Here is a 22,130-nt window from a genome sequence, read left to right as displayed (position 1 = left end):
CCTCACCGCCGCCGGTGCGCGGCGTACGGCGCCGCGGGCGCGACGGCCGGACCCGGCCCGGCGAGCCACCGGGCGGCGGGCGCCGACGAGGCGCGCAGGGCGTCGGCCAGCCGGGTCGCCGGGCGGGTGCCCAGCCGTACGGCGGCGACGGCGACGACGGCGCCCAACAGCAGCCCGGCGGCGACGTCGTGCGGATAGTGGACGCCGACGAAGACGCGGGAGAAGGCCATCAGCAGGGCGAGGGGTGCCGTCAGCAGGACGAGCGCGCGCCGGACGAGGACCAGGGCGACGGCCGCGGCGCCCGCGATGGTGGCGTGGTTGCTGGGGAAGGACCAGTCGCCGCTCGCCGGGCACGCGGCCAGCGACGCGACCGCACCGGTGACCGCCCGGCACGGACGCTCCTCGGTGACGCCGGACTTGAGCAGTTCACTGCCCACGTACGCCACAGCCGTGGCCACGGGTGCAAGGACCGCGATCGCGAAGTCCCGGGAACCGTCGCGCCGCGACCGCCACCATCCGACGACGAACAGCGCGGCGAACAGCAGCAGTCCGGCCTCCGTCCACACCTCCGCCGCGTGCTGCACCCATGTCGGGGTGTCGTGGGCGAAGTCGGTGATGTCGCGGTAGAGAGCGTCGTCCTCAAAGGTCATGGTCACTGACCGTAGGCGATCGGGCGATCCGGTCACCCCCTGCGATCGACATGTGCCGCACCTGACGATCGGCAGGGGTGACGGGACCTCTCCGGAATGATGATCCGGAAAAGTTCTGAATCCGAGCGGCGGGTGGGACAAGGGAACGCGTCGATCTCTCGTACAGTTTGCGCCGTGGGATCTCTGCGCAATCCGGTCGGGCCGCTTCCCTCCTCCATCTACTGGCGAAGGAGGGCCGTACTGCTGTCCGTGGTCGCCCTGTTGGCGCTGCTGGTCACGTGGATCGTGGTCGTCGGCGGCGGGGACGGCGGGAAGGGCCGCGAGAACGGCGCCGACGGCAAGCACCCCGCGCCGTCGATCACCCCCGGGCCCTCGGGTTCCGGGCCGGCGATCAGTCAGGCGCCGGGCGGCCGGGACGAGTCGGGCGGTGGCTCCGGCGGTTCGGGGTCGGGTTCCGGCGAGGGCGGCGGTTCCGGTGACGGATCCGGGACCGGCTCCGGATCCGGTTCCGGTTCCGGTGAGGCCGGCGGGGACGGCTCCGGCGGATCGAGCGGCTCCGGTGGCGGCGGTCCGGTGACCGGGGTCGGCGCGGGCGACACGCTGCCGGCCGGGTCGAGCCTGCCCGACTGCACCGCGAACGCGGTCGAGTTGAGCGTGCGCAGCGTCCGCAACTCCTACTCGCCCGGTCAGACGCCCACTTTCGAACTGACCGTCCGGAACACCTCCGGCGGTGACTGCAAGGTCGATCTCGGTCCGAAGCACGCGGTGTTGACGATCACGCCGGCGAGCGGCGACGACGCGTACTGGTCCTCCGACGACTGCCCCAAGGGCTCGGGGAGCCTCGCGTACCGGGTGGCCGCCGGCAGCGGCATCACGTCCACCGTGAAGTGGGACCGCAAGCCGAGCGCCCCCGAGTGCGGGACGCCCCCGGCGGGTTCGGCCGGGGCGGGAACGTACCTGGTGGAGGTGAAGGCCGCGGGGTTCGAGAAGGTGCGGACGTCGTTCGTGCTCAAGGCCGACTGACGCCGGCGCGGGCGGTCAGACGTAGCGCTCCAGGATCGACGACTCCGCCAGCCGCGACAGCCCCTCCCGCACGCTGCGCGCCCGCGCCTCGCCGACGCCGTCCACCGTCTGCAGGTCGTCCACGCTCGCGGCGAGCAGCTTCTGCAGCCCGCCGAAGTGCTCCACCAACCGGTCGATGATCGCGCCGGGCAGCCGCGGCACCTTCGCGAGCAGCCGGAAGCCGCGCGGAGACACCGCCGAGTCCAGCGTCTCGGGCGAGCCGGTGTACCCCAATGCCCGGGCCACCGTGGACAGTTCGAGCAGCTCGGCGTGGCTGAGCTTGTCCAGCTCGGCCAGCGCCTCGTCGACCGTGCGGGACCGCTTCGCGGTCGGCTCGGGCACGTAGTCCCGCACGACCAGCTCCCGCTCCGGCTCCACGCCGGCGATCAGCTCGTCCAGCTGGAGCGCCAGCAGCCGCCCGTCGGTGCCCAGCTCCACCACGTACTCGGCGATCTCGGTGGCGATCCGGCGCACCATCTCCAGCCGCTGGGAGACCGCCGAGACGTCCCGGACCGTCACCAGGTCCTCGATCTCCAGCGCCGACAGCGTGCCCGCGACCTCGTCGAGGCGCAGCTTGTACCGCTCCAGGGTGGCCAGCGCCTGGTTGGCCCGGGACAGGATCGCGGCGGAATCCTCCAGGACCCGCCGCTGCCCGTCCACGTACAGGGCGATCAGCCGCATCGACTGCGACACGGAGACGACGGGGAACCCGACCTGCTTGCTGACCCGGTCCGCCGTACGGTGCCGGGTGCCGGTCTCCTCGGTGGGGATCGTCGGGTCCGGCAGGAGCTGCACGCCCGCCCGGAGGATCTTCGACAGGTCCGAGGACAGCACGATGCCGCCGTCGAGCTTGCACAGCTCGCGCAGCCGGGTCGCGGTGAACTCCACGTCCAGCACGAAGCCGCCGGTGCACATCGACTCGACGGTCTTGTCGGAGCCGAGCACGATCAGACCGCCGGTGTTGCCGCGCAGGACCCGCTCCAGGCCGTCACGCAGGAGCGTGCCGGGCGCCACGGCGCTCAGCGAGGCGCGCATCAGGCCATCGGCACCGGCACTCCCACCGGATTTTCCGGGAGCTGCTGCCCGGTCGTTGGCTGCCACTGCACTCCTCCGGTCGCAGGTTCTTCTGGCGCTGCCGTGTCGCACACTCGGTCGTACGGACGGGCGAGACCAGGGCAAAGTCTACCGGCGGTCCTCCTCCTCCCGTGGGGCCTCTCGCCGACGGGAGCGCGGAAGGACCCGCAGGGCGTCCCCCATGTCCGCGACTTCCAGGACCTTCATGCCGTCAGGAACCCTGCCCGGGTCGGTCGGCACCAGGGCGTGCGTGAATCCCAACCGGTGCGCCTCGGCGAGCCTGCGCTGCACGCCCGTGACCCGTCTCACCTCGCCGGCGAGGCCCACTTCGCCGATCGCGACGAGGTTCTTGGGGAGCGGGGTGTCGCTGGCGGCCGACGCGAGGGCGAGCGCGATCGCGAGGTCGGCGGCCGGCTCGGACAGCTTCACCCCACCCACCGTCGCGCTGTAGATGTCCCTTTTGCCCAGTGCGCTGATCCGGCCCCGCTGCTCCAGCACGGCCAGCATCATCGACACCCGGGACGTCTCCAGGCCGGACGTGGTGCGCCGCGGGGACGGAATCTGCGAGTCGACGGTGAGCGCCTGCACCTCGGCCACCAGCGGGCGGCGCCCCTCCAGGGTGACGGTCAGACAGGTACCCGGCACCGGCTCGGCCCGCCGCGTGAGGAACAGCCCGCTGGGATCGGCGAGCCCCGTGATCCCCTCGTCGTGCAACTCGAAGCAGCCGACCTCGTCCGTCGTCCCGTACCGGTTCTTGACGCCGCGCACCAGCCGCAGCCGCGCGTGCCGGTCGCCCTCGAAGTGCAGCACGACGTCCACGAGGTGCTCCAGCAGCCGGGGCCCGGCGATGGCGCCGTCCTTGGTGACGTGACCCACCAGCAGCGTGGACATGCCGCGCTCCTTGGAGGCGCGGATGAGGGCGCCCGCCACCTCCCGCACCTGCGCCATGCCACCGGGGGCACCGTCGATCTCGGGGGAGGCCACCGTCTGCACGGAGTCGAGGATCAGCAGCGACGGCTTGACCGCGTCCAGGTGTCCCAGCACCGCCGCGAGGTCGGTCTCGGCGGCGAGATACAGGTGGTCGTCGATGGCCTTGATCCGGTCGGCACGCAGCCGCACCTGGCTCGCCGACTCCTCACCGGTGATGTACAGCGTCCGGTGCTCGTCGCTCGCCGACTTGGCCGCCACGTCCAGCAGCAGCGTGGACTTGCCGACCCCGGGCTCCCCGGCGACCAGCACCACGGCACCGGGCACCAGTCCGCCGCCGAGCACCCGGTCGAGCTCGGGCACACCGGTCGGCCGGGCGGTCGCCTGACGGCCGTCGACCTGGCCGATGGGCAGCGCGGAGGTGGTGACGCGCCCCGGCGTCGTCGTACGGACCGCGGGCGCGCCGTACTCCTCGACCGTGCCCCAGGCCTGGCACTCGGGGCAGCGGCCGAGCCACTTGGCCGTCTGCCAGCCGCACTCGGTGCAGCGGTAGGACGGCCGGTCCTTGGTGGTCTTCGTACGGGCAGCCATGAGTGAACGGTAACCGCCACCACTGACAACGCGCGGCGGCCCCGCCCAAGCGCCGCAGGCACCCCGCCTCCACCCGCCCCGGCCACGGAACAACAGGTTCCTGTCCCCTTATGAGGGATCGTTTCACCCGTACGGATTAAAAGAGCCCAACGCGCCAGTCCGCGCCACCCATAGCCGCCTACGGTCGCCGGGTGATGAGGAGCAGTCCGGAGACCACGACCCGCACGACCGGCACCCACCGGGAGCACCGGGCACACCCGGAGCCCCGGGAGCACCGGGAAGCGCGTGACCGCGCGGCGGCGCGCACGCTGGCGCAGCGGTCGCCCACGCCCTACGAGGCGTACCTGGACGGCCTGTTCACCTACTGTCTGTCCGTCCTGTGCGACCACGACACCGCGACCGCCGCCCTCGGCGACGTCCTCGCGCTGGCCGAGCGCCGCGACCAGCGCGGTCCCCGGGGCCACCGCGGACCCGAGCCCGCGGACCGCAGGGCCTGGCTGTACGCGCTGGCCCGCTGGGCGTGCCTGCGCAAGCTGGCCGAGGCCAAGCAGAAACGTCCGGGCACCCACGCCGCGGGCCGCCCCACGGCGGACCGCCCGGGCCCCGGCCGGCGGCGTCCGGCACAGCGGTCCGCGCCCCCGCCGCCCGGCGAGGAACGCGAGGAACGCGAGGAACAGGAGCGTCGCCGTCGCGAGCTCGCCCTGCTGGCCTGGCCGGAGGCCGCCGGCACCACCCCGGAGCAGCGCGAGGCCCTCGAACTCGCCGTGCGCCACCACCTCGCCCCCCACGAGGTGGCCGCCGTGCTCGGCCTGGATCCCGCCGCCGCCCGGGAACTCCTCGCCGCGGCCGCCTGCGAGGTCGAACGCACCCGCGCGGCCCTCGCGGTCGTCGAGACCGGCGCCTGCCAGGGTGTGTCCCGTCTCACCGGGCAGAACCGTTTCGTGCTCAGCGCCGCCCTGCGCCGCGAGCTGGTCCGGCACGTCGACGACTGTCCGCGCTGCCGCCGTGCGGCCGAGCGCGCGATCCCGGGCCGCTGGCCCGGCACCAGCGTCACCCCCGCCGAGCTGCCGGTCCTGGAGGCCCCGCGCGCGGCGCTGCACATCGCCCTGGCGCACGGCCCGCGCGCGCGGGGCGCGGCGCCCCGCTTCGACCGGCGCGGCTTCCCGATGGACCCGAAGGACCGCGCGGCCCGACGGGACCGCCTGCGCTCCCGTGCCGTCACGACCACCGTCGTCGCCACCGTCGTCGCGGCCCCCGTGCTGGCACTGTGGGCGGCCTACCGCGGCACCCCGATCGGCGAGGGCGAGGACGGCCGCTCGGCCAGTGCCAGGGAGGCGCAGGGCCCGGACGGCCTGTACGGCGAGTCGGCGGGCGGCCACGGCCCCGGCTACGAGAACGCCGGCAACGCGAGCAGCACGCCCGACACCCGCTTCGGCAAGGACGGCAAGGCCGACGTCTCCGTCGAGGTCGTCAGCGTCTCCGGCGCGGGCGAGCAGGGCACCGGCCACCTCGCCGTGTCGGCGGGGAACGACGGAGACACCACGCTGGTCACCCTGACCGCGTCCGGCGACGCACCGGTGCGCTGGTCCGCCTCCACCCACACCCCCTGGCTCTACCTGAGCCAGTCGTCGGGAACGCTCCGCCCCGGCGAGACGCTGACGATCAGGGTGTACGTCGACCACCTGCGCGAGCCGTCCGGCCCCTGGAGAGCCACGGTGGCCGTCTCGCCCGCCGGTGCCGTCGTCTCGATCCACGGCTTCGGCACCGCGCCGACCCCGTCCCGTCCGGACCCGCGCCCCAGCACGCCCGACGACTCGTCGTCCCCGTCCGACCCGGGCCCGGCCCCGTCACCGTCGACCACGGCGCCGCCCGACCCCACGCCGACGCCGGACCCGACGCACACGACGCCGGGCCCGGACCCGACGCCCACCGAGCCGACCCCGACCGGCGGCACGGGCGGCTCGTCACCCACGCCCGACGACGGCGGCACCCCGAGCCCCGTCACGCCGTAGCGCCCCGCCCCCGCACCCCACAGCGGCCCGTCGCGGCGCGGCCGTCGTCTCAGCGGGGGCCGGGGTCCGCGGGGTGGGGCGCCAGCAGCGGCAGCTGCGACGCCAGCCGCGCCTCGCAGAGCTCCACCAGCCGGTCGTAGCCCGCCTTGCCCATCAGCTCGATCAGCTCCGGCCGGTAGCTGACGTACACCGGGTCGCCCGCGCCGTGCGCCGAGGTCGCCGACGTGCACCACCAGTGCAGGTCGTGCCCGCCCGGACCCCAGCCGCGCCGGTCGTACTCGCCGATCGACACCTGCAGGACGCGGGTGTCGTCGGGCCGGTCGATCCACTCGTACGTCCGCCGCACCGGCAGCTGCCAGCACACGTCCGGCTTGGTCTCCAGCGGCTCCCTGCCCTCCCGCAGCGCGAGGATGTGCAGCGAGCAGCCCGCGCCGCCGGCGAAGCCGGGCCGGTTCTGGAAGATGCACGAGCCCTGGAAGGGGCGGGTCTGCCGGGAGCCCTCGTCGTCCTCGGAGACCCAGCCGTTCCGGGTGCCCTCGGCGTGGTGCTGCCAGATGTCCGGCGTGAGCCTCGCCACGTGCCCGGCGACCCGCTGCTCGTCGTCCTCGTCGGAGAAGTGGGCGCCCAGCGAGCAGCACCCGTCGTCCGCGCGGCCCGCCTGGATGCCCTGGCAGCCGCTGCCGAAGATGCAGTTCCAGCGGGAGGTCAGCCAGGTCAGATCGCAGCGGAAGACCTGCTCGTCGTCCGCCGGATCCGGGAACTCCACCCACGCGCGCGCGAAGTCGAGGCCCTTCTCGTCGTCGGACGCGGGACCCGACGCGGGGCCCGGCACGGGATCCGCCGGGGAGACGCCGATGACCCCGGCCGCCTCGCTCAGTACGCCCCCCTTGTCCCTCTTGTCCTTCTTGGGGGACTTTCCGTCCTTCGCCTTTTTCGTCTTTGGCACGGCTCCAGGGTAAGTCGCCCGGACCCGAGGACGGCACCGCTGTCCGCCCCGTCGGCAGTAGCGTTCCTCTCATGAGACTCGGTGTCCTCGACGTGGGTTCGAACACGGTGCATCTGCTGGTGGTGGACGCCCATCCCGGCGCCCGCCCGCTGCCCGCGCACTCGCACAAGGCGGAGCTGCGCCTCGCCCAACTCCTGGACGCCGACGGCGCCATCGGCCCCGAGGGCGTGGACCGGCTGGTCGGCGTCGTCCACGAGGCGCTCCAGGCCGCCGAGGACAAGGGCGTCGAGGACCTCCTGCCCTTCGCCACCTCCGCCGTGCGCGAGGCGCGCAACGCCGACGACGTCCTCGCGCGCGTCCGCGAGGAGACCGGGGTCGAGCTCACCGTGCTCAGCGGCGCCGAGGAGGCCCGGCTCACCTTCCTCGCCGTCCGGCGCTGGTTCGGCTGGTCGGCGGGCAAGCTGCTGGTCCTCGACATCGGCGGCGGTTCCCTGGAGATCGCCTACGGCATCGACGAGGAGCCGGACGCCGCCGTGTCGCTGCCGCTCGGCGCGGGCCGGCTGACCGCCGCCTGGCTGCCCGGCGACCCGCCCGACCCGGACGACGTCCGGGCGCTGCGCCGCCACGTCCGCACGGAGATCGCGCGCACGGTCGGTGAGTTCAGCCGCTTCGGCGCCCCCGACCACGTGGTGGCCACCTCCAAGACCTTCAAGCAGCTGGCCCGCCTCACCGGTGCCGCCCGTTCCGCCGAGGGCCTCTACGTCCAGCGCGAGCTGAAGCGGGCGTCCCTGGAGTCCTGGGTGCCCCGGCTGGGCGCCATGTCGACCACCGAGCGCGCCGAGCTCCCGGGCGTCTCCGTGGGCCGCGCGGCCCAGCTCCTGGCCGGCGCCCTGGTCGCCGAGGCGGCGATGGACCTCTTCCACGTGGAGAACCTGGAGATCTGCCCCTGGGCCCTGCGGGAGGGCGTGATCCTGCGCCGCCTGGACCACATGGGCCAGGACTGACGCGCCCCGGAAGCGGCGCGGGGCCGCACCGCATCCCGCGCCCGCCCTGCGGCGCCCGCCCTATGGCGCTCGCCACAACGGCGAACGGTCACCCCGCACCCACCCGACCGCACCCCGTAACCTGGCCCCCGTGGCAGAACCAAGGGACGTAGTCCGCATCCCGGACGCGAAGGTCGCCCTGTCGACGGCTTCCGTCTACCCGGAGTCGACGGCGACGGCCTTCGAGATCGCCGCGCGCCTCGGCTACGACGGCGTCGAGGTCATGGTGTGGACCGATCCGGTCAGCCAGGACATCGAGGCCCTGCGACGGCTCAGCGACTACCACCGGATGCCGATCCTGGCCGTGCACGCGCCCTGCCTGCTCATCACCCAGCGGGTGTGGTCCACCGACCCCTGGACCAAGCTCCAGCGCGCCCGGGCCGCCGCCGAGAAGCTGGGCGCGAGCACCGTCGTCGTGCACCCGCCCTTCCGCTGGCAGCGCCAGTACGCCCGCGACTTCGTCAGCGGCGTCTGGCGGATGGCGAACGAGACGGACGTGCGGTTCGCGGTCGAGAACATGTACCCCTGGCGCTACCGGGACCGCGAGATGCTCGCCTACGCACCCGACTGGGACGTGACGAAGGAGGACTACCGTCACTTCACGATCGACCTCAGCCACGCCGCCACGGCCCGCACCGACACCCTCGGCATGATCGAGCGCATGGGCGACCGCCTCGGCCACGTCCACCTCGCCGACGGCAAGGGCTCCGCCAAGGACGAGCACCTGGTCCCCGGCCGCGGCGACCAGCCCTGCGCCGAGGTGCTGGAGAGCCTCGCGCGCACCGGCTTCGACGGCCACGTCGTCATCGAGGTCAACACCCGTCGCGCCATGTCCGGCGCCGAACGTGAGGCCGACCTCGCCGAGGCGCTGGCCTTCGCGCGCCTGCACCTGGCGTCGGCCTCCTCGGCGGCGGGGCCGTCCCGGCCGTGAGCGACGCCACCGAGGGGACCCCGGGCGCCCCCGCCGCCCCCGCCCGCCGCCGCGGCCGCCCCCCGCGCACCGAGTCCGCCGGGACCCGCGACCGCATCCTCGCCGCGGCCCGCGAGGAGTTCTCCGAACGGGGCTACGAGAAGACCTCCGTACGGGGCATCGCCAAGGCGGCGGGCGTGGACTCCGCGCTCGTGCACCACTACTTCGGCACCAAGGAACAGGTCTTCGAGGCGGCGATCGAGGTCGCCTTCGCACCCGCCCTCAAGGCCCCCGAGGCGATCGGCGACGGTCCCCTGGAAGGGGTGGGCGAGCGCCTGACCCGCTTCGTCCTGGGCCTCTGGGAGAACCCCGGCACCCGTGCGCCGCTGCTGGCCATCGTCCGCTCGGCCGTGAACAACGAGACCGCCGCCGCCGTCTTCCGCCGGCTGATCGCCGCCCAGCTGCTGCACCGCATCGCCGCCCAGCTGGACCTGCCGGACGCCGGGCTGCGCGCCGAGCTGGCGGCGGCGCAGCTGGTGGGGTGCGCGATGCTCCGGTACGTGATCAAGGTGGAGCCGCTGGCGTCGGCGGACCCCGAGCGGATCATCGCGCGACTGGCCCCGGTCGTGCAGGGCCACCTCACCGGCCCCTGAGCCTCCCGGAGACGGCCCCTGGGGCTCCCCGGCGACGGCCCTGAGGCCCTCCGGCGACGGTGCTCGGGGCTCCCCGGCGACGAGACGGACATCCCGCATGACGGACACCTCGTCCCGATCCCTGGATGACCGGCGTACGCTCGTCGACAGTCAGAAAACTGCCGGCGCTTCCTGGCAGAACTCTCCGAAGGAGCGAGCGACGATGCCCGAGCTGAGGTCCCGCACAGTCACCCACGGCCGCAACATGGCGGGCGCCCGCGCCCTTATGCGTGCCTCCGGTGTACCCGGCGCGGACATCGGGCGGAAGCCGATCGTCGCGATCGCCAACAGCTTCACGGAGTTCGTGCCGGGCCACACCCACCTCGCCCCGGTCGGCCGGATCGTCAGCGAGGCGGTCGTCGCGGCCGGCGGCATCCCGCGCGAGTTCAACACGATCGCCGTCGACGACGGCATCGCCATGGGCCACGGCGGCATGCTGTACTCCCTGCCCTCCCGCGACCTGATCGCGGACAGCGTGGAGTACATGGTCGAGGCCCACTGCGCCGACGCCCTGATCTGCATCTCCAACTGCGACAAGATCACCCCGGGCATGCTCAACGCCGCCCTGCGGCTGAACGTCCCGACGGTCTTCGTCTCCGGCGGCCCGATGGAGTCCGGCCGCGCCACCCTGGTCGACGGCACGGTCCGCACGCTCGACCTGGTCGACGCGATGTCCGACGCGGTGAACGACAAGATCTCCGACGAGGACATGCTCCGCATCGAGGAGAGCGCCTGTCCGACCTGCGGCTCCTGTTCCGGCATGTTCACCGCCAACTCGATGAATTGCCTGACCGAGGCCATCGGCCTGTCCCTGCCCGGCAACGGCTCGGTCCTCGCCACCCACACCGCGCGCAAGCAGCTGTACGTCGACGCCGCGCGCACCGTGATGGACCTGATCCACCGCTACTACGAGCAGGACGACGACTCGGTCCTGCCGCGCGGCATCGCGACCTTCCAGGCGTTCGAGAACGCCATGGCCCTCGACATCGCGATGGGCGGCTCCACCAACACGATCCTGCACCTGCTGGCCGCCGCGCAGGAGGCCGGTGTGCCCTTCGGCCTGGAGCAGATCGACGCCGTCTCCCGCCGGGTGCCGTGCCTGGCGAAGGTCGCGCCGAACGTCGCCAAGGACCGCACGTACTACATGGAGGACGTGCACCGCGCCGGCGGCATCCCCGCCCTCCTCGGCGAACTGCACCGCGCCGGCCTGCTCAACGAGGACGTGCACTCGGTGCACAGCCCGTCCCTGGCCGACTGGCTCAAGACGTGGGACGTGCGCGGCGGCTCCCCGTCCCCCGAGGCCGTCGAGCTGTGGCACGCGGCGCCCGGCTGCGTGCGCTCCGCCGAGGCGTTCTCCCAGTCCGAGCGCTGGGAGGCGCTGGACGCCGACGCCGAGGGCGGCTGCATCCGCTCCGCCGAGCACGCCTACTCCAAGGACGGCGGCCTCGCGGTCCTCAAGGGCAATCTCGCCGTCGACGGCTGCGTCGTGAAGACCGCCGGCGTCGACGAGTCGATCTGGACCTTCGAGGGCCCCGCGGTGGTCTGCGAGTCGCAGGAGGAGGCCGTTCAGAAGATCCTCACCCAGCAGGTGAAGGAAGGCGACGTCGTCGTCATCCGCTACGAGGGCCCCAAGGGCGGCCCCGGCATGCAGGAGATGCTCTACCCGACCTCGTACCTGAAGGGCCGGGGCCTGGGCAAGGTGTGCGCGCTGGTCACCGACGGCCGGTTCTCCGGCGGTACGTCGGGCCTGTCCATCGGCCACGCCTCGCCCGAGGCGGCCTCCGGCGGCACCATCGCCCTCGTCGAGGACGGCGACCGCATCCGCATCGACATCCCGAACCGCTCCATCGCCCTGCTGGTCGACGACGCCGAGCTGGCCCGCCGCGAGCAGGCCCTGAACGGCGTGTACGCCCCGAAGAACCGCGACCGCAAGGTCTCCGCGGCGCTGAAGGCGTACGCCGCGATGGCGACGAGCGCCGACAAGGGCGCCGTGCGGGACGTGAGCAAGCTGGGCTGACCGGCCCCGCGGGGACCCGGCTACCAGGCGGCCGGGTCCCGCCCGTCGACGCCGAACACGGTCCCGTCCGGCGCACCGGCGTAGACGTGCCCGTCCGCGAGCACCGGCACGTGCAGCGTGGCGGGCACCCGGTCGGCTTCGGCGCCGAACCGCGGCGGCGTCTGCCCGAGGAGCTTTCCCGTGCGGGCGTCGACACCGAGGAGCCGGCCGTCGGGGACGGTGACGTACACGTGCCGTCCGTCGGAGGAGGGCGCCGAGCCCCGGCTCACCCCGGTCTCCAGCCGCCACCGCTGCTCGCCGGACGCCGTGTCGACGGCCACCAGCGAGCCGCCCGCGCCCATGAGGTACACGGTGTCCCCGTGCACCCCCGCCTGCGCCTCGGCGACCGGGATGTCCAGCTCCACCCGGCGGACCGACCGGGTCCTCGGCGTGTAGCGCAGGACGGCGGCCGCGTCGCCGTGGACCGCGCCGTCGGCCAGGAAGTACACGGAGCCGTCCGCCGTGCCCGCCGGCGTCAGCGCCCCCTCCAGGTCGGCGTCCCACCGCACGTCACCCGTCTCCGGGTCCACCGCGGTCACCCGGGTGCGGGACCCGTCGCCCGACACGCTCGTCGCGTACGCCGTCGGCTCCCCGGCGAACGAGGTGAAGTACGGCACGGCCTGCCCGGGGATGCGGCGGGACCACGCGATCTCGCCCGAGGCGCCGTCCACGCCGGTGACCTGCCCGTCGGAGGCGGTGAGCAGGAGCATGCCGCCCGCGCACCGCTGTCCGTCGTGATCGGGCATCCCCCGGTGCCACCTCACCTCGCCGGTGGCGGGGTCGAGTGCCTCCAGGTCGCCGAGCAGGCCGACGGCGGGCTGCACGAGGCCGCCCGCCACGACCGGCGGCTCGCTCCGCGTCGCCTCCGTGACGTCGTGGCGCCACAGGGTGCGGCCGTCGGCCGGATCGAGGGCGAAGACCTCCCCGGGCCGCCCGCACATCAGCCTGCCCGCGCCGTACGAGCACTGCGGCACACCGGTCCGCGGGACCGGCTCCGTCTCCCACCCGGCGAAGCCCGACGCGTCCTGCGCGACGGCGGCCTGCCGCGCCGGTCCGGATCCGTCGGACCACCGGAGCGAGGCGAACCCGCCGAGCACGGCGAGGCACAGCACCCCGGCGACCAGCACCGTCCGCCGCCCGAGCCGCCGCACGGGACGCGCGGCGGGCCCGTCCGACGGGGGCTCCTCGGCGCGGGCCCCCTCGGCGCGGACCCTCTCGGCCGGAGCCTTCTCCGCTGCCGGGGCCTCCGTTGCCCGGGCTCCCGCCCCGGCCTCCGCCGCCCCGGCCGTCTCCGTCAGGGGCCACGGCGGTCCGTCCGCCCCGGTCCACGCCGCCGGCACGAACGTCTGCGTGTCGTACAGCGCCGCCACCGACCGCAGCTCCCGCATCAGCTCGTCCGGCGTGGGCCGGTCGTCCGGCTCCTTGGCCAGGCACCGCAGCACCAGCGGCGCGAGCGTCTCCGGCACGCCCGTCAGGTCGGGCTCGTCGTGCACGACCTGGTAGGCGACGACGTACGGGCTGTCGGAGTCGAAGGGCCCGCGTCCGGTCGCCGCGTGCACCATCAGCGACCCGAGGGCGAAGACGTCGGCCGCCGGGCCGACCTCCCGGGGCCGCCGGAACTGCTCGGGCGCCATGAACGGCGGCGTCCCGATCAGCTTCCCGGTCTCGGTCCGCAGTTCGCTGTCCTTCGGCCGGGAGATGCCGAAGTCGATGACCTTCGGACCGTCCTCGGCGAGCAGCACGTTGCTCGGTTTCAGGTCCCGGTGCACGACCCCGACCCGGTGGATGTCCCGCAGCGCCTCCGCGAGTCCGGCCATCAGCCGGCGCAACTGGGCCGGATCCATGGGCCCGTTCCGTTTCACCTGCTCCGAGAGGGTCGGCCCGGGGATGAACAGGGTGGCCATCCAGGGCCGTACGGCCTCCGGGTCGGCGTCGACGACCGGCGCGGTGAAGGCGCCGCTCACCCGCCGCGCCGCGGCCACCTCCTGCCGGAACCTCCCCCGGAACTCCGGGTCCTCGGCGTAGCGGGCATGGACGACCTTCACCGCCAGCTTCATTCCGGAGGTGCTGCGGGCCACGTGCACGACGCCCATGCCGCCCGAGCCGAGGCAGGACTCCAGCCGGTAGTGACCGGCATATTCCGGAAGTTCCGCTTCCGCGCCCGCTCCGTCGTTCTCCCGTGGCGCCATGGGACCACCCCCGTGCTGTTCCGCTGCGCGCGCGACGTTTCGGAGCCTAGTCGATGAGGCCTACGGGACCACGGCGGCTTGCTAACCTCCGCGTGCGCGTCGCGTACAGGTGTGCGATGGCTTGTTCCTGACGGAACGTCTCGAAGCGATCGACGGCACCCCACCGCACGCGTGGGGTGCGACGGGGGAGGACATCATGGCTGTCGACCAGGTCGACCGTCCGGAAGAGACCGGCGGCGGTACGGAAGCGGTGACGACGGCCGCGGCGGCCGTCACGTACTACCCGGTCGCCCCGGGCGTGCGCCTCAACGTCCGCAGCGGTCCCGGCACCGGCTACGGCATCGTGCGGGTCCTCGCGGAAGGAGCCCGCGTCCCGGTGCGCTGCCAGACGCCGGGGACGACGGTGACGGGCCCGTACGGCACGAGCGCCCTCTGGGACGACATCGGCAACGGATACGTCTCCGACGCGTACGTGCGCACCGGCAGCGACGGCTACGTCGCGCCCCGCTGCTCCTGAGCCCGCCCGGGGCCCGCGGCACGCCCGGCGCCATAATCGTCCCGTGAGCGCAGAGAACGGCACGAACGGCATCCCGGACACCTCCGCGGGCTCCACGCACCCCGCCGGTCCACGCCCCGAACCCCTCCGGTTCTTCGGCACCACCTGGGTGGACCACGACAACGGCTACGCCGCCCGCCGGGCGGGCCTGGCCGTCGGCTCCCTCGCCGCTGCGGCCGCCGCCTGCTTCGTCCTCCGCATCGCCTACGAGGGCCTCCAGATCGCCGACACCGGCGGGTTCGTCTCGCTGCTGATGGTCGTGATGTTCGCGGTCTGCAGCGCCCTCGCCTTCCGGCACACCTGGTCCGGCTTCACCGACCGCCCCGACCCCGACCGCCAGTCCTCCCTGCGCGGCCTGCTCGCCATCGGCTTCGTCGGCACGCTCCTCGCCTACTTCTTCCGCACCTTCACCGAGGCCCCGGGCGAGACGCTCCACCGCGCCGAGTACGACAGGGCCCGCGAGGAGTACGAGAAGCGCACCACCCGCCGCTCGGGCAACCCGTCGAGGAAGCGCCGCCGCTCCTAGGCCCCGTCGTCCGGGTCGTGCCGGGGTCGCGGGCCGGCACGCGCGTCCGCGGCGTCGTCGTCGGCCGCAGGGCACCGCCGCCCGGAGCCGGTCCGATCCGGACGGCACCCCCTGGCCCTCCCGGCGAGCCGCGCGAACGGACCGGCTCCCGTCCCGCCCACCCGGCCCGTCCGCGCCGGTCCCGGGCACGGCCCGGCGGAGCGCCCCGCGCGGAAGGGTCCTCCTGCGGGAAAGACCCCCGGGGAAAGGCCCCTGCGCCCCGCGGTCACCCGGCCATCATGGCCGTATGACGACACCGAGGGTCGACTCGCCGACCAGCCACGCCGCCCGCGCCCGCTCCTTCGACGCCGCCGCGGCCCAGTACGCCGCCCACCGCCCCTCCTACCCGTCCGCCCTCTTCGAGGCGATCGAGGAGCTGTCCGGCCGCCCCCTGGCCGGCTCCCGCGTCGCGGACGTCGGCGCCGGCACGGGCATCGCCACCGCCCGCCTGCGCGAGCGCGGCGCCGACGTGATCGCCGTCGAACCCGGCGAGGGCATGGCGGCCGAGTTCCGCCGCGGCCTCCCCGACGTGCCGGTGGTCCGCGGCGACGGCAACGCCCTCCCCCTCGCCGACCACCACGTCGACCTCCTCACCTACGCCCAGGCCTGGCACTGGACCGACCCCGCCCGAGCGGTCCCGGAGGCGCTGCGCGTGCTGCGCCCGGGCGGAGCGCTCGCGCTGTGGTGGAACACCGACGCCCTCGACGTGCCGTGGATCGCCGAGGCGGCCGGACGCACGGCGCGGCATTTCGGTCTGGACGTCTCCGCCGAGAAGCGGAACGCCGGCGCCCGCGTCGCCGACCCCTCCGGCCGCCTGGCCTTCACCCGTCGCGAGCTCCGCTGGAGCCGCCGCGTCCCGCTGGACGCACACCTGGCCAACATCGCCAGCCACTCGGTCTTCCTGACCCACGGCGAGGAACACGGCGCGGTCTTCCTGGCCGAGGAGCGGAAGCACCTCCTGGCCGTCTTCCCGGACGGGATCGTCGAGGAGACGTACGACGTCGTCCTGCTGCTCGCCAGGACCCCGGCGACTGCTTGACGCAACGGGAGGGCGGGAGCATTATTCATCATATGATGAATTACTCGCCCCGCCCTCCCGACGACCGGACACCTCCACCCGACGCCGCACCCGCTCGAGGCGCCGTCCCCGGCCAGGAGCCCACCCCCGCGGTCCACGCCGAAGGCCTCACCGTCGTCCGCGGCACCCGCACCGTCCTGCGCGGCCTCGGCTTCGCCGTCCCCCGCGGCCGGATCACCGGCCTCCTCGGCCCCTCCGGCTGCGGCAAGACCACCCTCATGCGCGCGATCGCCGGCACCCAGGCCAAGGTCACCGGCACCCTGGACGTCCTCGGCCACCCCGCCGGCCACCCCGCCCTGCGCACCCGCATCGGCTACGTCACCCAGGCCCCTTCCGTCTTCGACGACCTCACCGTCCGCCAGAACCTCGACTACTTCGCCGCGATACTCGACCCCGGCCGCGCATCCTCCGCCCGCCGCCGCGAGAACGTCACCCGGGCCATCGCCGACGTCGACCTCGTCACCCACGCCGACGCCCTGGCCGGCAACCTCTCCGGCGGCCAGCGCAGCCGCGTCTCCCTCGCCGTCGCCCTCCTCGGCGCCCCCGACGTCCTCGTCCTCGACGAACCGACGGTCGGCCTCGACCCCGTACTCCGCCGCGACCTGTGGACCCTCTTCCACTCCCTCGCCGCCGACCGCGGCACCACCCTCCTCGTCTCCTCCCACGTCATGGACGAGGCCGAGCGCTGCCACCACCTCCTCCTGATGCGCGAGGGCACCCTCCTCGCCGCCGACACACCCGACGCCCTGCGCACCCGCACCGACACCGGGACGGTCGAGGAGGCCTTCCTGCACCTGGTGGACGAGGCGACGGCGGCGGCCCGCACGAAGGAGACCACGCGATGACCACCACCGCCCCCACCGCCGCGACCACCCCGCCCCCAGCCCCCACGCGCCCCCTGAACCTCTCCCGCACCACCGCCACCGCCACCCGCGTCCTGCGCCAACTCGCCCACGACCCCCGCACGATCGCGCTGCTGCTCCTGATCCCCTGCCTGATGCTGTTCCTGCTGCGCTACGTCTTCGACGGCAGCCCGCGCACCTTCGACACCATCGGCGCCTCCCTGCTCGGGATCTTCCCGCTGATCACGATGTTCCTGGTCACGTCCATCGCGACCCTGCGCGAGCGCACCTCCGGCACCCTCGAACGCCTCCTCGCCATGCCCCTGGGCAAGGGCGACCTCATCGCCGGCTACGCCCTCGCCTTCGGCGCCCTCGCGATCGTCCAGTCGGCCCTGGCGACGGGTCTGGCGGTCTGGTTCCTCGACCTCGACGTGACCGGCAGCCCCTGGCTCCTCCTCCTGGTCGCCCTGCTCGACGCCCTCCTGGGCACCGCACTCGGCCTCTTCGTCTCGGCCTTCGCGGCCTCGGAATTCCAGGCGGTCCAGTTCATGCCGGCGGTGATCTTCCCCCAGCTCCTCCTCTGCGGCCTGTTCACCCCGCGCGACCGCATGCACCCGGCCCTGGAGGCCGTCTCCGACGTCCTGCCCATGTCCTACGCCGTTGACGGCATGAACGAGGTCCTGCGCCACACCGACGTGACGGCCACCTTCGTCCGCGACGTCCTGATCGTCGCGGGCTGCGCCCTCCTGGTCCTCGCCCTGGGCGCGGCCACCCTCAAGCGCCGCACGGCATAGTCAGCCCGCCCGGCGTTTGTGAGGACGAAGGTCCGTTCAGGGCCGAAGCGGGGACCAGGGAGCGGCAGCGCCCCGGGGACGGGAACGGGACGCGGCGGGGACGAGAACCACTCGACGGCACCCCCGTCCCGCCACCTGGACGCGCCCGCCACCCGCCCCTCCCGAGTGCGAGGATGACGGCGGACGACGCGCGCACCCCGGAGGGCACCGAAACCCATGACTCAGAAAGTCGCAGTCCTCGGCACCGGCAAGATCGGCGAAGCCCTGCTCAGCGGAATGATCGGCGCCGGCTGGTCCCCCGCCGCCCTCCTGGTCACCGCCCGCCGCCCGGAACGGGCCGACGAACTCCGCACCCGCTACGGAGTCACCCCGGTCACCAACGCCGAGGCCGCCAAGACCGCCGACACCCTGATCCTCACGGTCAAGCCGCAGGACATGGGCACGCTCCTCGACGAACTCGCCCCGCACGTCCCCGCCGACCGCCTGGTCATCAGCGGCGCCGCGGGCATCCCGACCTCCTTCTTCGAGGACCGCCTCGCCGCCAGCACCCCGGTGGTCCGCGTCATGACGAACACCCCCGCCCTCGTGGACGAGGCCATGTCCGTCATCTCCGCCGGCACCCACGCCACCGCCGCCCACCTCGCCCACGCCGAGGAGATCTTCGGCGCCGTCGGCAAGACCCTCCGCGTCCCGGAGAACCAGCAGGACGCCTGCACCGCCCTCTCCGGCTCGGGCCCGGCCTACTTCTTCTACCTGGTCGAAGCCATGACCGACGCCGGCATCCTGCTCGGCCTGCCCCGCGACAAGGCCCACGACCTGATCGTCCAGTCCGCGATCGGCGCCGCGAAGATGCTCCGCGACAGCGGCGAACACCCGGTCAAGCTCCGCGAGAACGTCACGTCCCCCGCCGGCACCACCATCAACGCCATCCGCGAACTCGAGAACCACGGTGTCCGAGCGGCCCTCATCGCCGCCCTGGAAGCCGCCCGGGACCGCAGCCGCGAACTCGCCTCCGGCACCAAGGACTGAGCTCCCCGCCGGCCGGTGGGCCCCGCACGGGGGCTCACTCCGCCGCGGCCACCACGTCCCCCGTCGTCACCACCCGGGCGAACCCGCCCCCGTGCAGCGACACCGCCGACGCCCGCGCCAGCTCGTCCGCGCCCTGCCGCCAGCCGAAGGGCCCCTCCAGGTCGAAGGTGTACGTCGCGTCGAACGCGACCAGCACGTCGTACCCGAGGTTCCCGCCCATCCGGGCCGTCGTCTCCACGCACATGTTCGTCTGGATCCCGGCCAGCACCACCTGCGCGATCCCCTGCTCCCGGAGCCACGCCCCCAGGTCCGGCGTCCCGAGGAACGCCGAGTTCACGCTCTTCGTGATCAGCAGCTCGGCCCCGCTCCCCTTCCCGCGCCGCTGCTCCACGTACTCCTTGAAGTCGTTGCCGTCGTACCCCGTCCGCAACGGCGACCCCGGCTTGACCGAGTCGTGCCGCACGAAGACCACCGGCCGGCCGGTCGACTGCCACACGTCGATGAGGGCGGCGATGTTGTCGTCCGCCGCCGGGTTGTTGCGCGTCCCCCAGAAGCCGAGCTCCTCGAAGCCCTTCTGCACGTCCACGACCACCAGCGCTGCGTTCTCTGCGATGTCCATGCCCACGATCGTGCCGCCGGACGGCCCCCCTCCCCAGAGGTACAGAAGCCAGCGATCGATGGTTTACTGCCACGCATGGCAGAGCACGCAACCAGGGCCCCCTACCGCGTCGCCCTCGTCGCCTTCCCCGGCATCCGGGCCTTCGACGTCTCCGTCATCACCGAGGTCTGGGGCACCGACCGCACCGACCGCGGCGCCCCCGCCTTCGACCTGCGCCGCGTCGCCGCCGACGGCACCACCGCCGTCCCCATGCGCGGCGGCCTCGCCCTCCACCCCGACCGCCCCCTCGCCTGGCTGGACCACGCCGACCTCGTCGTGGTCCCCGGCCTCGACGACCACCTCACCCCGGCCCCCGCCCCGGTCCTCGACGCCCTCCGCCGCGCCCATGCCCGCGGCACCACCGTCGCCGCCCTCTGCGGAGGCGCCTTCACCCTCGCGCAGGCGGGCCTGCTCGACGGCCGCCGCGCCATCACCCACTGGCGGCTGACCGACCTCCTGCGCGCCCGGCACCCCCGCGTCACCGTCGTCCCCGACGCCCTGTTCATCGAGGACGACAACCTCTGGACCGCGGCCGGCACCGCGGCCGGCATCGACCTCTGCCTCCACCTGGTCCGCCTCGCCCACGGCGCCGAGGCCGCCGCCACCATCGCCCGCTCGATGGTCACCGCGCCCTTCCGCACCGGCACGCAGGCCCAGTTCATCGAGCACCCCACCCCCCGCACCGACCGCGACGCCGACGCCCTCGCCGCCGTCCGCGAGCACGCCCTGCGCCATCTCCACGAGCCCCTGACCGTCGCCGACCTGGCCACCCGCGCCGGCATGTCCCCCCGCACCTTCGCCCGCCACTTCACGGCGGCCACCGGCACCACCCCGCTGCGCTGGCTCCTCGACCAGCGCATCGCCGCCGCCCAGAAACTCCTGGAGCGCACCGACCTCCCCATGCCCGAGGTCGCTCGCCGGTCGGGCTTCGGCAGCGAGGTCACGATGCGCCAGCACTTCGCCTCGCGCCTCGCCACCAGCCCCCGCGCCTACCGGGCCGCGTTCACCACGGTGTCCGGCACCGGCGGCAGCAGCCCGATCGCGCGGTAAGCGGCATCCACGGTCGGCCGGGCCATCGCCCGCGCCTTCTCCGCACCGTCCCGCAGCACGCCCTCCACGTACCCGGGGTCCGCACACAGCTCCCGGTGCCGCTTGCGCACCGGCCGCAACACCTCCACCACGGCCTCCGCGACGTCCTTCTTCAGCGCGCCGTACGAGTCGTACGCCCCCGCCAGCCCGGCCGGCTCCCCACCCGTGCACGCGGCGAGGATCTCCAGCAGGTTCGCGAGCCCCGGCCGCCCCTCCCGGTCGTACACGACCTCGCGCCCGCTGTCGGTCACGGCCCGCATGACCTTCTTCCGCACCACGTCCGGCTCGTCCAGCAGGTAGACGATCCCCGGCCCGACGTCGTCGCTCTTCCCCATCTTCGACGCCGGTTCCTGCAGGTTCATCACCCGAGCCGCCACCGGCGGATTCGTGGCCCTGGGCACCACGAACGTGTGCCCGTACCGCTGGTTGAACCGCACCGCGAGATCCCGGGCCAGCTCCACGTGCTGCGTCTGGTCGTGCCCGACCGGCACCTCGTCCGTCCCGTACGCCAGGATGTCGGCCGCCATCAGCACGGGATACGTCAGCAGCGACAACCGCACGCTGCCGCCCCGCTCCCGCTCCCGCGCGGCCTTCTCCTTGTACTGGATCATCCGGCGCATCTCACCGTCCGTGGCCACGCACTCCAGGACGTACGACAGCCGCGCGTGTTCGTCCACATGGCTCTGGACGAACACGGTGCACACTTCCGGATCGAGCCCCGTCGCCAGCAGCAGCGACGCCGCCTGCCTGCTCAGCCGGCGCACCCGCGCCGGATCGTGGTCCACGGTCAGCGCGTGCAGATCGACGACGCAGAACAGCGCGTCGGACCGGTGCTGGTCCTCCGCGGCCCACTGCCGCATGGCTCCCAGGTAGTTCCCCAGCGTCAGATGCCCGGTCGGCTTGACCCCACTGAAGACCCGCGTCATTTCTCCACCTCCTGGTCGGGACCGCCGCCACCGCCGGCCGCCCCTCCCGGAGGGAGATACGAGAACGGCCGCCGAAGCGGCGGCCGTCGAGTGCATACGTGAGTACGGCCGCCGTCAGGCGGCCCACCAGAACCGGGTACACGTACGCGTCATCACGCCCTCAAGCTACGCCCCCGATAGGCGGCTCGCCACAGAGTTGACACGGCCTGCCCCCATCCGTAAGGTACTCCGAGTTGTCCGACGTGAGCGCCGACCCCGGTCGGTCCCCGGACAGCGATTCCGCGAGTACCAACCACTTCTCGACGAACAGTCGCGCTGTCGACGTCGTCGTGACATTGGCGCGCGTATTCACGGAATGAGGAATCCACGTTCGAAAGGACGCGGCCCCCGATTAGCTCGGGAGTCGGGAATCCGCTAGAGTCTCACTCGTCGGAGCGGCCC

General features: G+C 73.7%; 20 protein-coding genes. 13 read left to right on the top strand and 7 right to left on the bottom strand.

Annotated elements, in window-relative coordinates; translation table 11 throughout:
• Positions 1–2 precede the first annotated feature (2 nt).
• Entirely contained in the window at positions 3–650 is a 648-nt protein-coding gene (locus tag JHAT_RS17075; RefSeq protein ID WP_077799044.1) for a phosphatase PAP2 family protein, read from the bottom strand.
• A gap of 174 nt (positions 651–824) precedes the next feature.
• Here JHAT_RS17075 and JHAT_RS33920 point away from each other — a divergent pair, with 174 nt between their 5' ends.
• Positions 825–1,673: a hypothetical protein gene (locus tag JHAT_RS33920; RefSeq protein ID WP_107481947.1), complete on the top strand. Its 849-nt coding sequence runs from the start codon at positions 825–827 to the stop codon at positions 1,671–1,673.
• Between the two features lie 15 nt (positions 1,674–1,688).
• Here the strand turns inward: JHAT_RS33920 and disA are convergent, their stop codons facing one another.
• On the bottom strand, positions 1,689–2,813 hold the full coding sequence (gene disA, locus JHAT_RS17060; RefSeq protein ID WP_077799043.1) for a DNA integrity scanning diadenylate cyclase DisA: 1,125 nt from the start codon (positions 2,811–2,813) through the stop codon (positions 1,689–1,691).
• A gap of 81 nt (positions 2,814–2,894) precedes the next feature.
• Positions 2,895–4,304, bottom strand: a complete 1,410-nt coding sequence (radA, locus tag JHAT_RS17055) for a DNA repair protein RadA (protein WP_077799042.1) — start codon at positions 4,302–4,304, stop codon at positions 2,895–2,897.
• 194 nt (positions 4,305–4,498) lie between these two features.
• On the opposite strand from radA, the gene JHAT_RS17050 reads away from it, so the two are divergent.
• Entirely contained in the window at positions 4,499–6,316 is a 1,818-nt protein-coding gene (locus tag JHAT_RS17050) for a hypothetical protein (protein ID WP_077799041.1), read from the top strand.
• A 49-nt stretch (positions 6,317–6,365) separates the two neighbouring features.
• Here the strand turns inward: JHAT_RS17050 and JHAT_RS17045 are convergent, their stop codons facing one another.
• Positions 6,366–7,262 (bottom strand): hypothetical protein, encoded by an 897-nt coding sequence (locus JHAT_RS17045; RefSeq protein ID WP_107481946.1) that lies wholly within the window; start codon positions 7,260–7,262, stop codon positions 6,366–6,368.
• Between the two features lie 71 nt (positions 7,263–7,333).
• Here JHAT_RS17045 and JHAT_RS17040 point away from each other — a divergent pair, with 71 nt between their 5' ends.
• The 4 genes from JHAT_RS17040 (at position 7,334) to ilvD (ending at position 11,924) form a co-directional block, all read left to right on the top strand.
• Positions 7,334–8,266 (top strand): Ppx/GppA phosphatase family protein, encoded by a 933-nt coding sequence (locus JHAT_RS17040; protein ID WP_077799040.1) that lies wholly within the window; start codon positions 7,334–7,336, stop codon positions 8,264–8,266.
• 130 nt (positions 8,267–8,396) lie between these two features.
• Positions 8,397–9,236 carry a sugar phosphate isomerase/epimerase gene (locus tag JHAT_RS17035; RefSeq protein ID WP_077799039.1) on the top strand — a complete coding sequence of 280 codons (840 nt, stop codon included), beginning with the start codon at positions 8,397–8,399 and terminating at the stop codon, positions 9,234–9,236.
• Complete coding sequence (locus JHAT_RS17030; RefSeq protein WP_077799038.1) at positions 9,233–9,868, top strand: TetR family transcriptional regulator; 636 nt, start codon at positions 9,233–9,235, stop codon at positions 9,866–9,868. Before JHAT_RS17035 ends, JHAT_RS17030 begins: the two co-directional genes overlap by 4 nt.
• 202 nt (positions 9,869–10,070) lie before the next feature.
• Entirely contained in the window at positions 10,071–11,924 is a 1,854-nt protein-coding gene (ilvD, locus tag JHAT_RS17025; RefSeq protein WP_077799037.1) for a dihydroxy-acid dehydratase, read from the top strand.
• 20 nt (positions 11,925–11,944) lie between these two features.
• Here the strand turns inward: ilvD and JHAT_RS17020 are convergent, their stop codons facing one another.
• Positions 11,945–14,152, bottom strand: a complete 2,208-nt coding sequence (locus JHAT_RS17020) for a serine/threonine-protein kinase (protein WP_077799036.1) — start codon at positions 14,150–14,152, stop codon at positions 11,945–11,947.
• 196 nt (positions 14,153–14,348) lie between these two features.
• On the opposite strand from JHAT_RS17020, the gene JHAT_RS17015 reads away from it, so the two are divergent.
• The 6 genes from JHAT_RS17015 to proC all read left to right on the top strand — a co-directional run bounded on the left by JHAT_RS17015 (position 14,349) and on the right by proC (position 19,016).
• Complete coding sequence (locus JHAT_RS17015; RefSeq protein WP_077799108.1) at positions 14,349–14,669, top strand: SH3 domain-containing protein; 321 nt, start codon at positions 14,349–14,351, stop codon at positions 14,667–14,669.
• 43 nt (positions 14,670–14,712) lie between these two features.
• Positions 14,713–15,234 carry a hypothetical protein gene (locus JHAT_RS17010; protein ID WP_077799035.1) on the top strand — a complete coding sequence of 174 codons (522 nt, stop codon included), beginning with the start codon at positions 14,713–14,715 and terminating at the stop codon, positions 15,232–15,234.
• Positions 15,235–15,520: 286 nt separating this feature from the next.
• On the top strand, positions 15,521–16,312 hold the full coding sequence (locus JHAT_RS17005) for a class I SAM-dependent methyltransferase (RefSeq protein WP_077799034.1): 792 nt from the start codon (positions 15,521–15,523) through the stop codon (positions 16,310–16,312).
• Between the two features lie 32 nt (positions 16,313–16,344).
• Entirely contained in the window at positions 16,345–17,196 is an 852-nt protein-coding gene (locus JHAT_RS17000) for an ABC transporter ATP-binding protein (protein ID WP_077799033.1), read from the top strand.
• Positions 17,193–17,987 carry an ABC transporter permease gene (locus JHAT_RS16995; protein WP_077799032.1) on the top strand — a complete coding sequence of 265 codons (795 nt, stop codon included), beginning with the start codon at positions 17,193–17,195 and terminating at the stop codon, positions 17,985–17,987. The genes JHAT_RS17000 and JHAT_RS16995 overlap by 4 nt, the downstream gene beginning before the upstream one ends.
• A 216-nt stretch (positions 17,988–18,203) precedes the next feature.
• Positions 18,204–19,016: a pyrroline-5-carboxylate reductase gene (gene proC / locus JHAT_RS16990; RefSeq protein WP_077799031.1), complete on the top strand. Its 813-nt coding sequence runs from the start codon at positions 18,204–18,206 to the stop codon at positions 19,014–19,016.
• A gap of 34 nt (positions 19,017–19,050) precedes the next feature.
• On the opposite strand, the gene JHAT_RS16985 is transcribed toward proC, so the two are convergent.
• Positions 19,051–19,635, bottom strand: a complete 585-nt coding sequence (locus JHAT_RS16985; protein ID WP_077799030.1) for a cysteine hydrolase family protein — start codon at positions 19,633–19,635, stop codon at positions 19,051–19,053.
• A gap of 75 nt (positions 19,636–19,710) precedes the next feature.
• On the opposite strand from JHAT_RS16985, the gene JHAT_RS16980 reads away from it, so the two are divergent.
• Positions 19,711–20,724 carry a GlxA family transcriptional regulator gene (locus JHAT_RS16980; RefSeq protein WP_077799029.1) on the top strand — a complete coding sequence of 338 codons (1,014 nt, stop codon included), beginning with the start codon at positions 19,711–19,713 and terminating at the stop codon, positions 20,722–20,724.
• Here the strand turns inward: JHAT_RS16980 and trpS are convergent.
• Positions 20,664–21,689, bottom strand: coding sequence for a tryptophan--tRNA ligase (gene trpS, locus JHAT_RS16975; RefSeq protein ID WP_077799028.1), 1,026 nt, complete (start codon positions 21,687–21,689; stop codon positions 20,664–20,666). The genes JHAT_RS16980 and trpS overlap by 61 nt on opposite strands.
• Between the last annotated feature and the right edge of the window lie 441 nt (positions 21,690–22,130).

It is taken from the genome of Streptomyces sp. JHA26 (genome assembly GCF_002005565.1).
Classification (GTDB): domain Bacteria; phylum Actinomycetota; class Actinomycetes; order Streptomycetales; family Streptomycetaceae; genus Streptomyces.
Note: the sequence above shows the minus strand (reverse complement) of the source record. Positions and strands in the feature narration are given on the sequence as shown.

Bases quoted from the DNA above. Each gene is read 5' to 3' on its own strand.
- JHAT_RS17075 (WP_077799044.1), bottom strand. From the start codon at position 650: ATGACCTTTGAGGACGACGCTCTCTACCGCGACATCACCGACTTCGCC.
- radA (WP_077799042.1), bottom strand. From the start codon at position 4,304: ATGGCTGCCCGTACGAAGACCACCAAGGACCGGCCGTCCTACCGCTGC.
- JHAT_RS17050 (WP_077799041.1), top strand. From the start codon at position 4,499: ATGAGGAGCAGTCCGGAGACCACGACCCGCACGACCGGCACCCACCGG.
- JHAT_RS17040 (WP_077799040.1), top strand. From the start codon at position 7,334: ATGAGACTCGGTGTCCTCGACGTGGGTTCGAACACGGTGCATCTGCTG.
- ilvD (WP_077799037.1), top strand. From the start codon at position 10,071: ATGCCCGAGCTGAGGTCCCGCACAGTCACCCACGGCCGCAACATGGCG.
- JHAT_RS17020 (WP_077799036.1), bottom strand. From the start codon at position 14,152: ATGGCGCCACGGGAGAACGACGGAGCGGGCGCGGAAGCGGAACTTCCG.
- JHAT_RS17015 (WP_077799108.1), top strand. From the start codon at position 14,349: ATGGCTGTCGACCAGGTCGACCGTCCGGAAGAGACCGGCGGCGGTACG.
- JHAT_RS17005 (WP_077799034.1), top strand. From the start codon at position 15,521: ATGACGACACCGAGGGTCGACTCGCCGACCAGCCACGCCGCCCGCGCC.
- JHAT_RS17000 (WP_077799033.1), top strand. From the start codon at position 16,345: ATGATGAATTACTCGCCCCGCCCTCCCGACGACCGGACACCTCCACCC.
- JHAT_RS16995 (WP_077799032.1), top strand. From the start codon at position 17,193: ATGACCACCACCGCCCCCACCGCCGCGACCACCCCGCCCCCAGCCCCC.
- proC (WP_077799031.1), top strand. From the start codon at position 18,204: ATGACTCAGAAAGTCGCAGTCCTCGGCACCGGCAAGATCGGCGAAGCC.
- JHAT_RS16985 (WP_077799030.1), bottom strand. From the start codon at position 19,635: ATGGACATCGCAGAGAACGCAGCGCTGGTGGTCGTGGACGTGCAGAAG.
- JHAT_RS16980 (WP_077799029.1), top strand. From the start codon at position 19,711: ATGGCAGAGCACGCAACCAGGGCCCCCTACCGCGTCGCCCTCGTCGCC.
- trpS (WP_077799028.1), bottom strand. From the start codon at position 21,689: ATGACGCGGGTCTTCAGTGGGGTCAAGCCGACCGGGCATCTGACGCTG.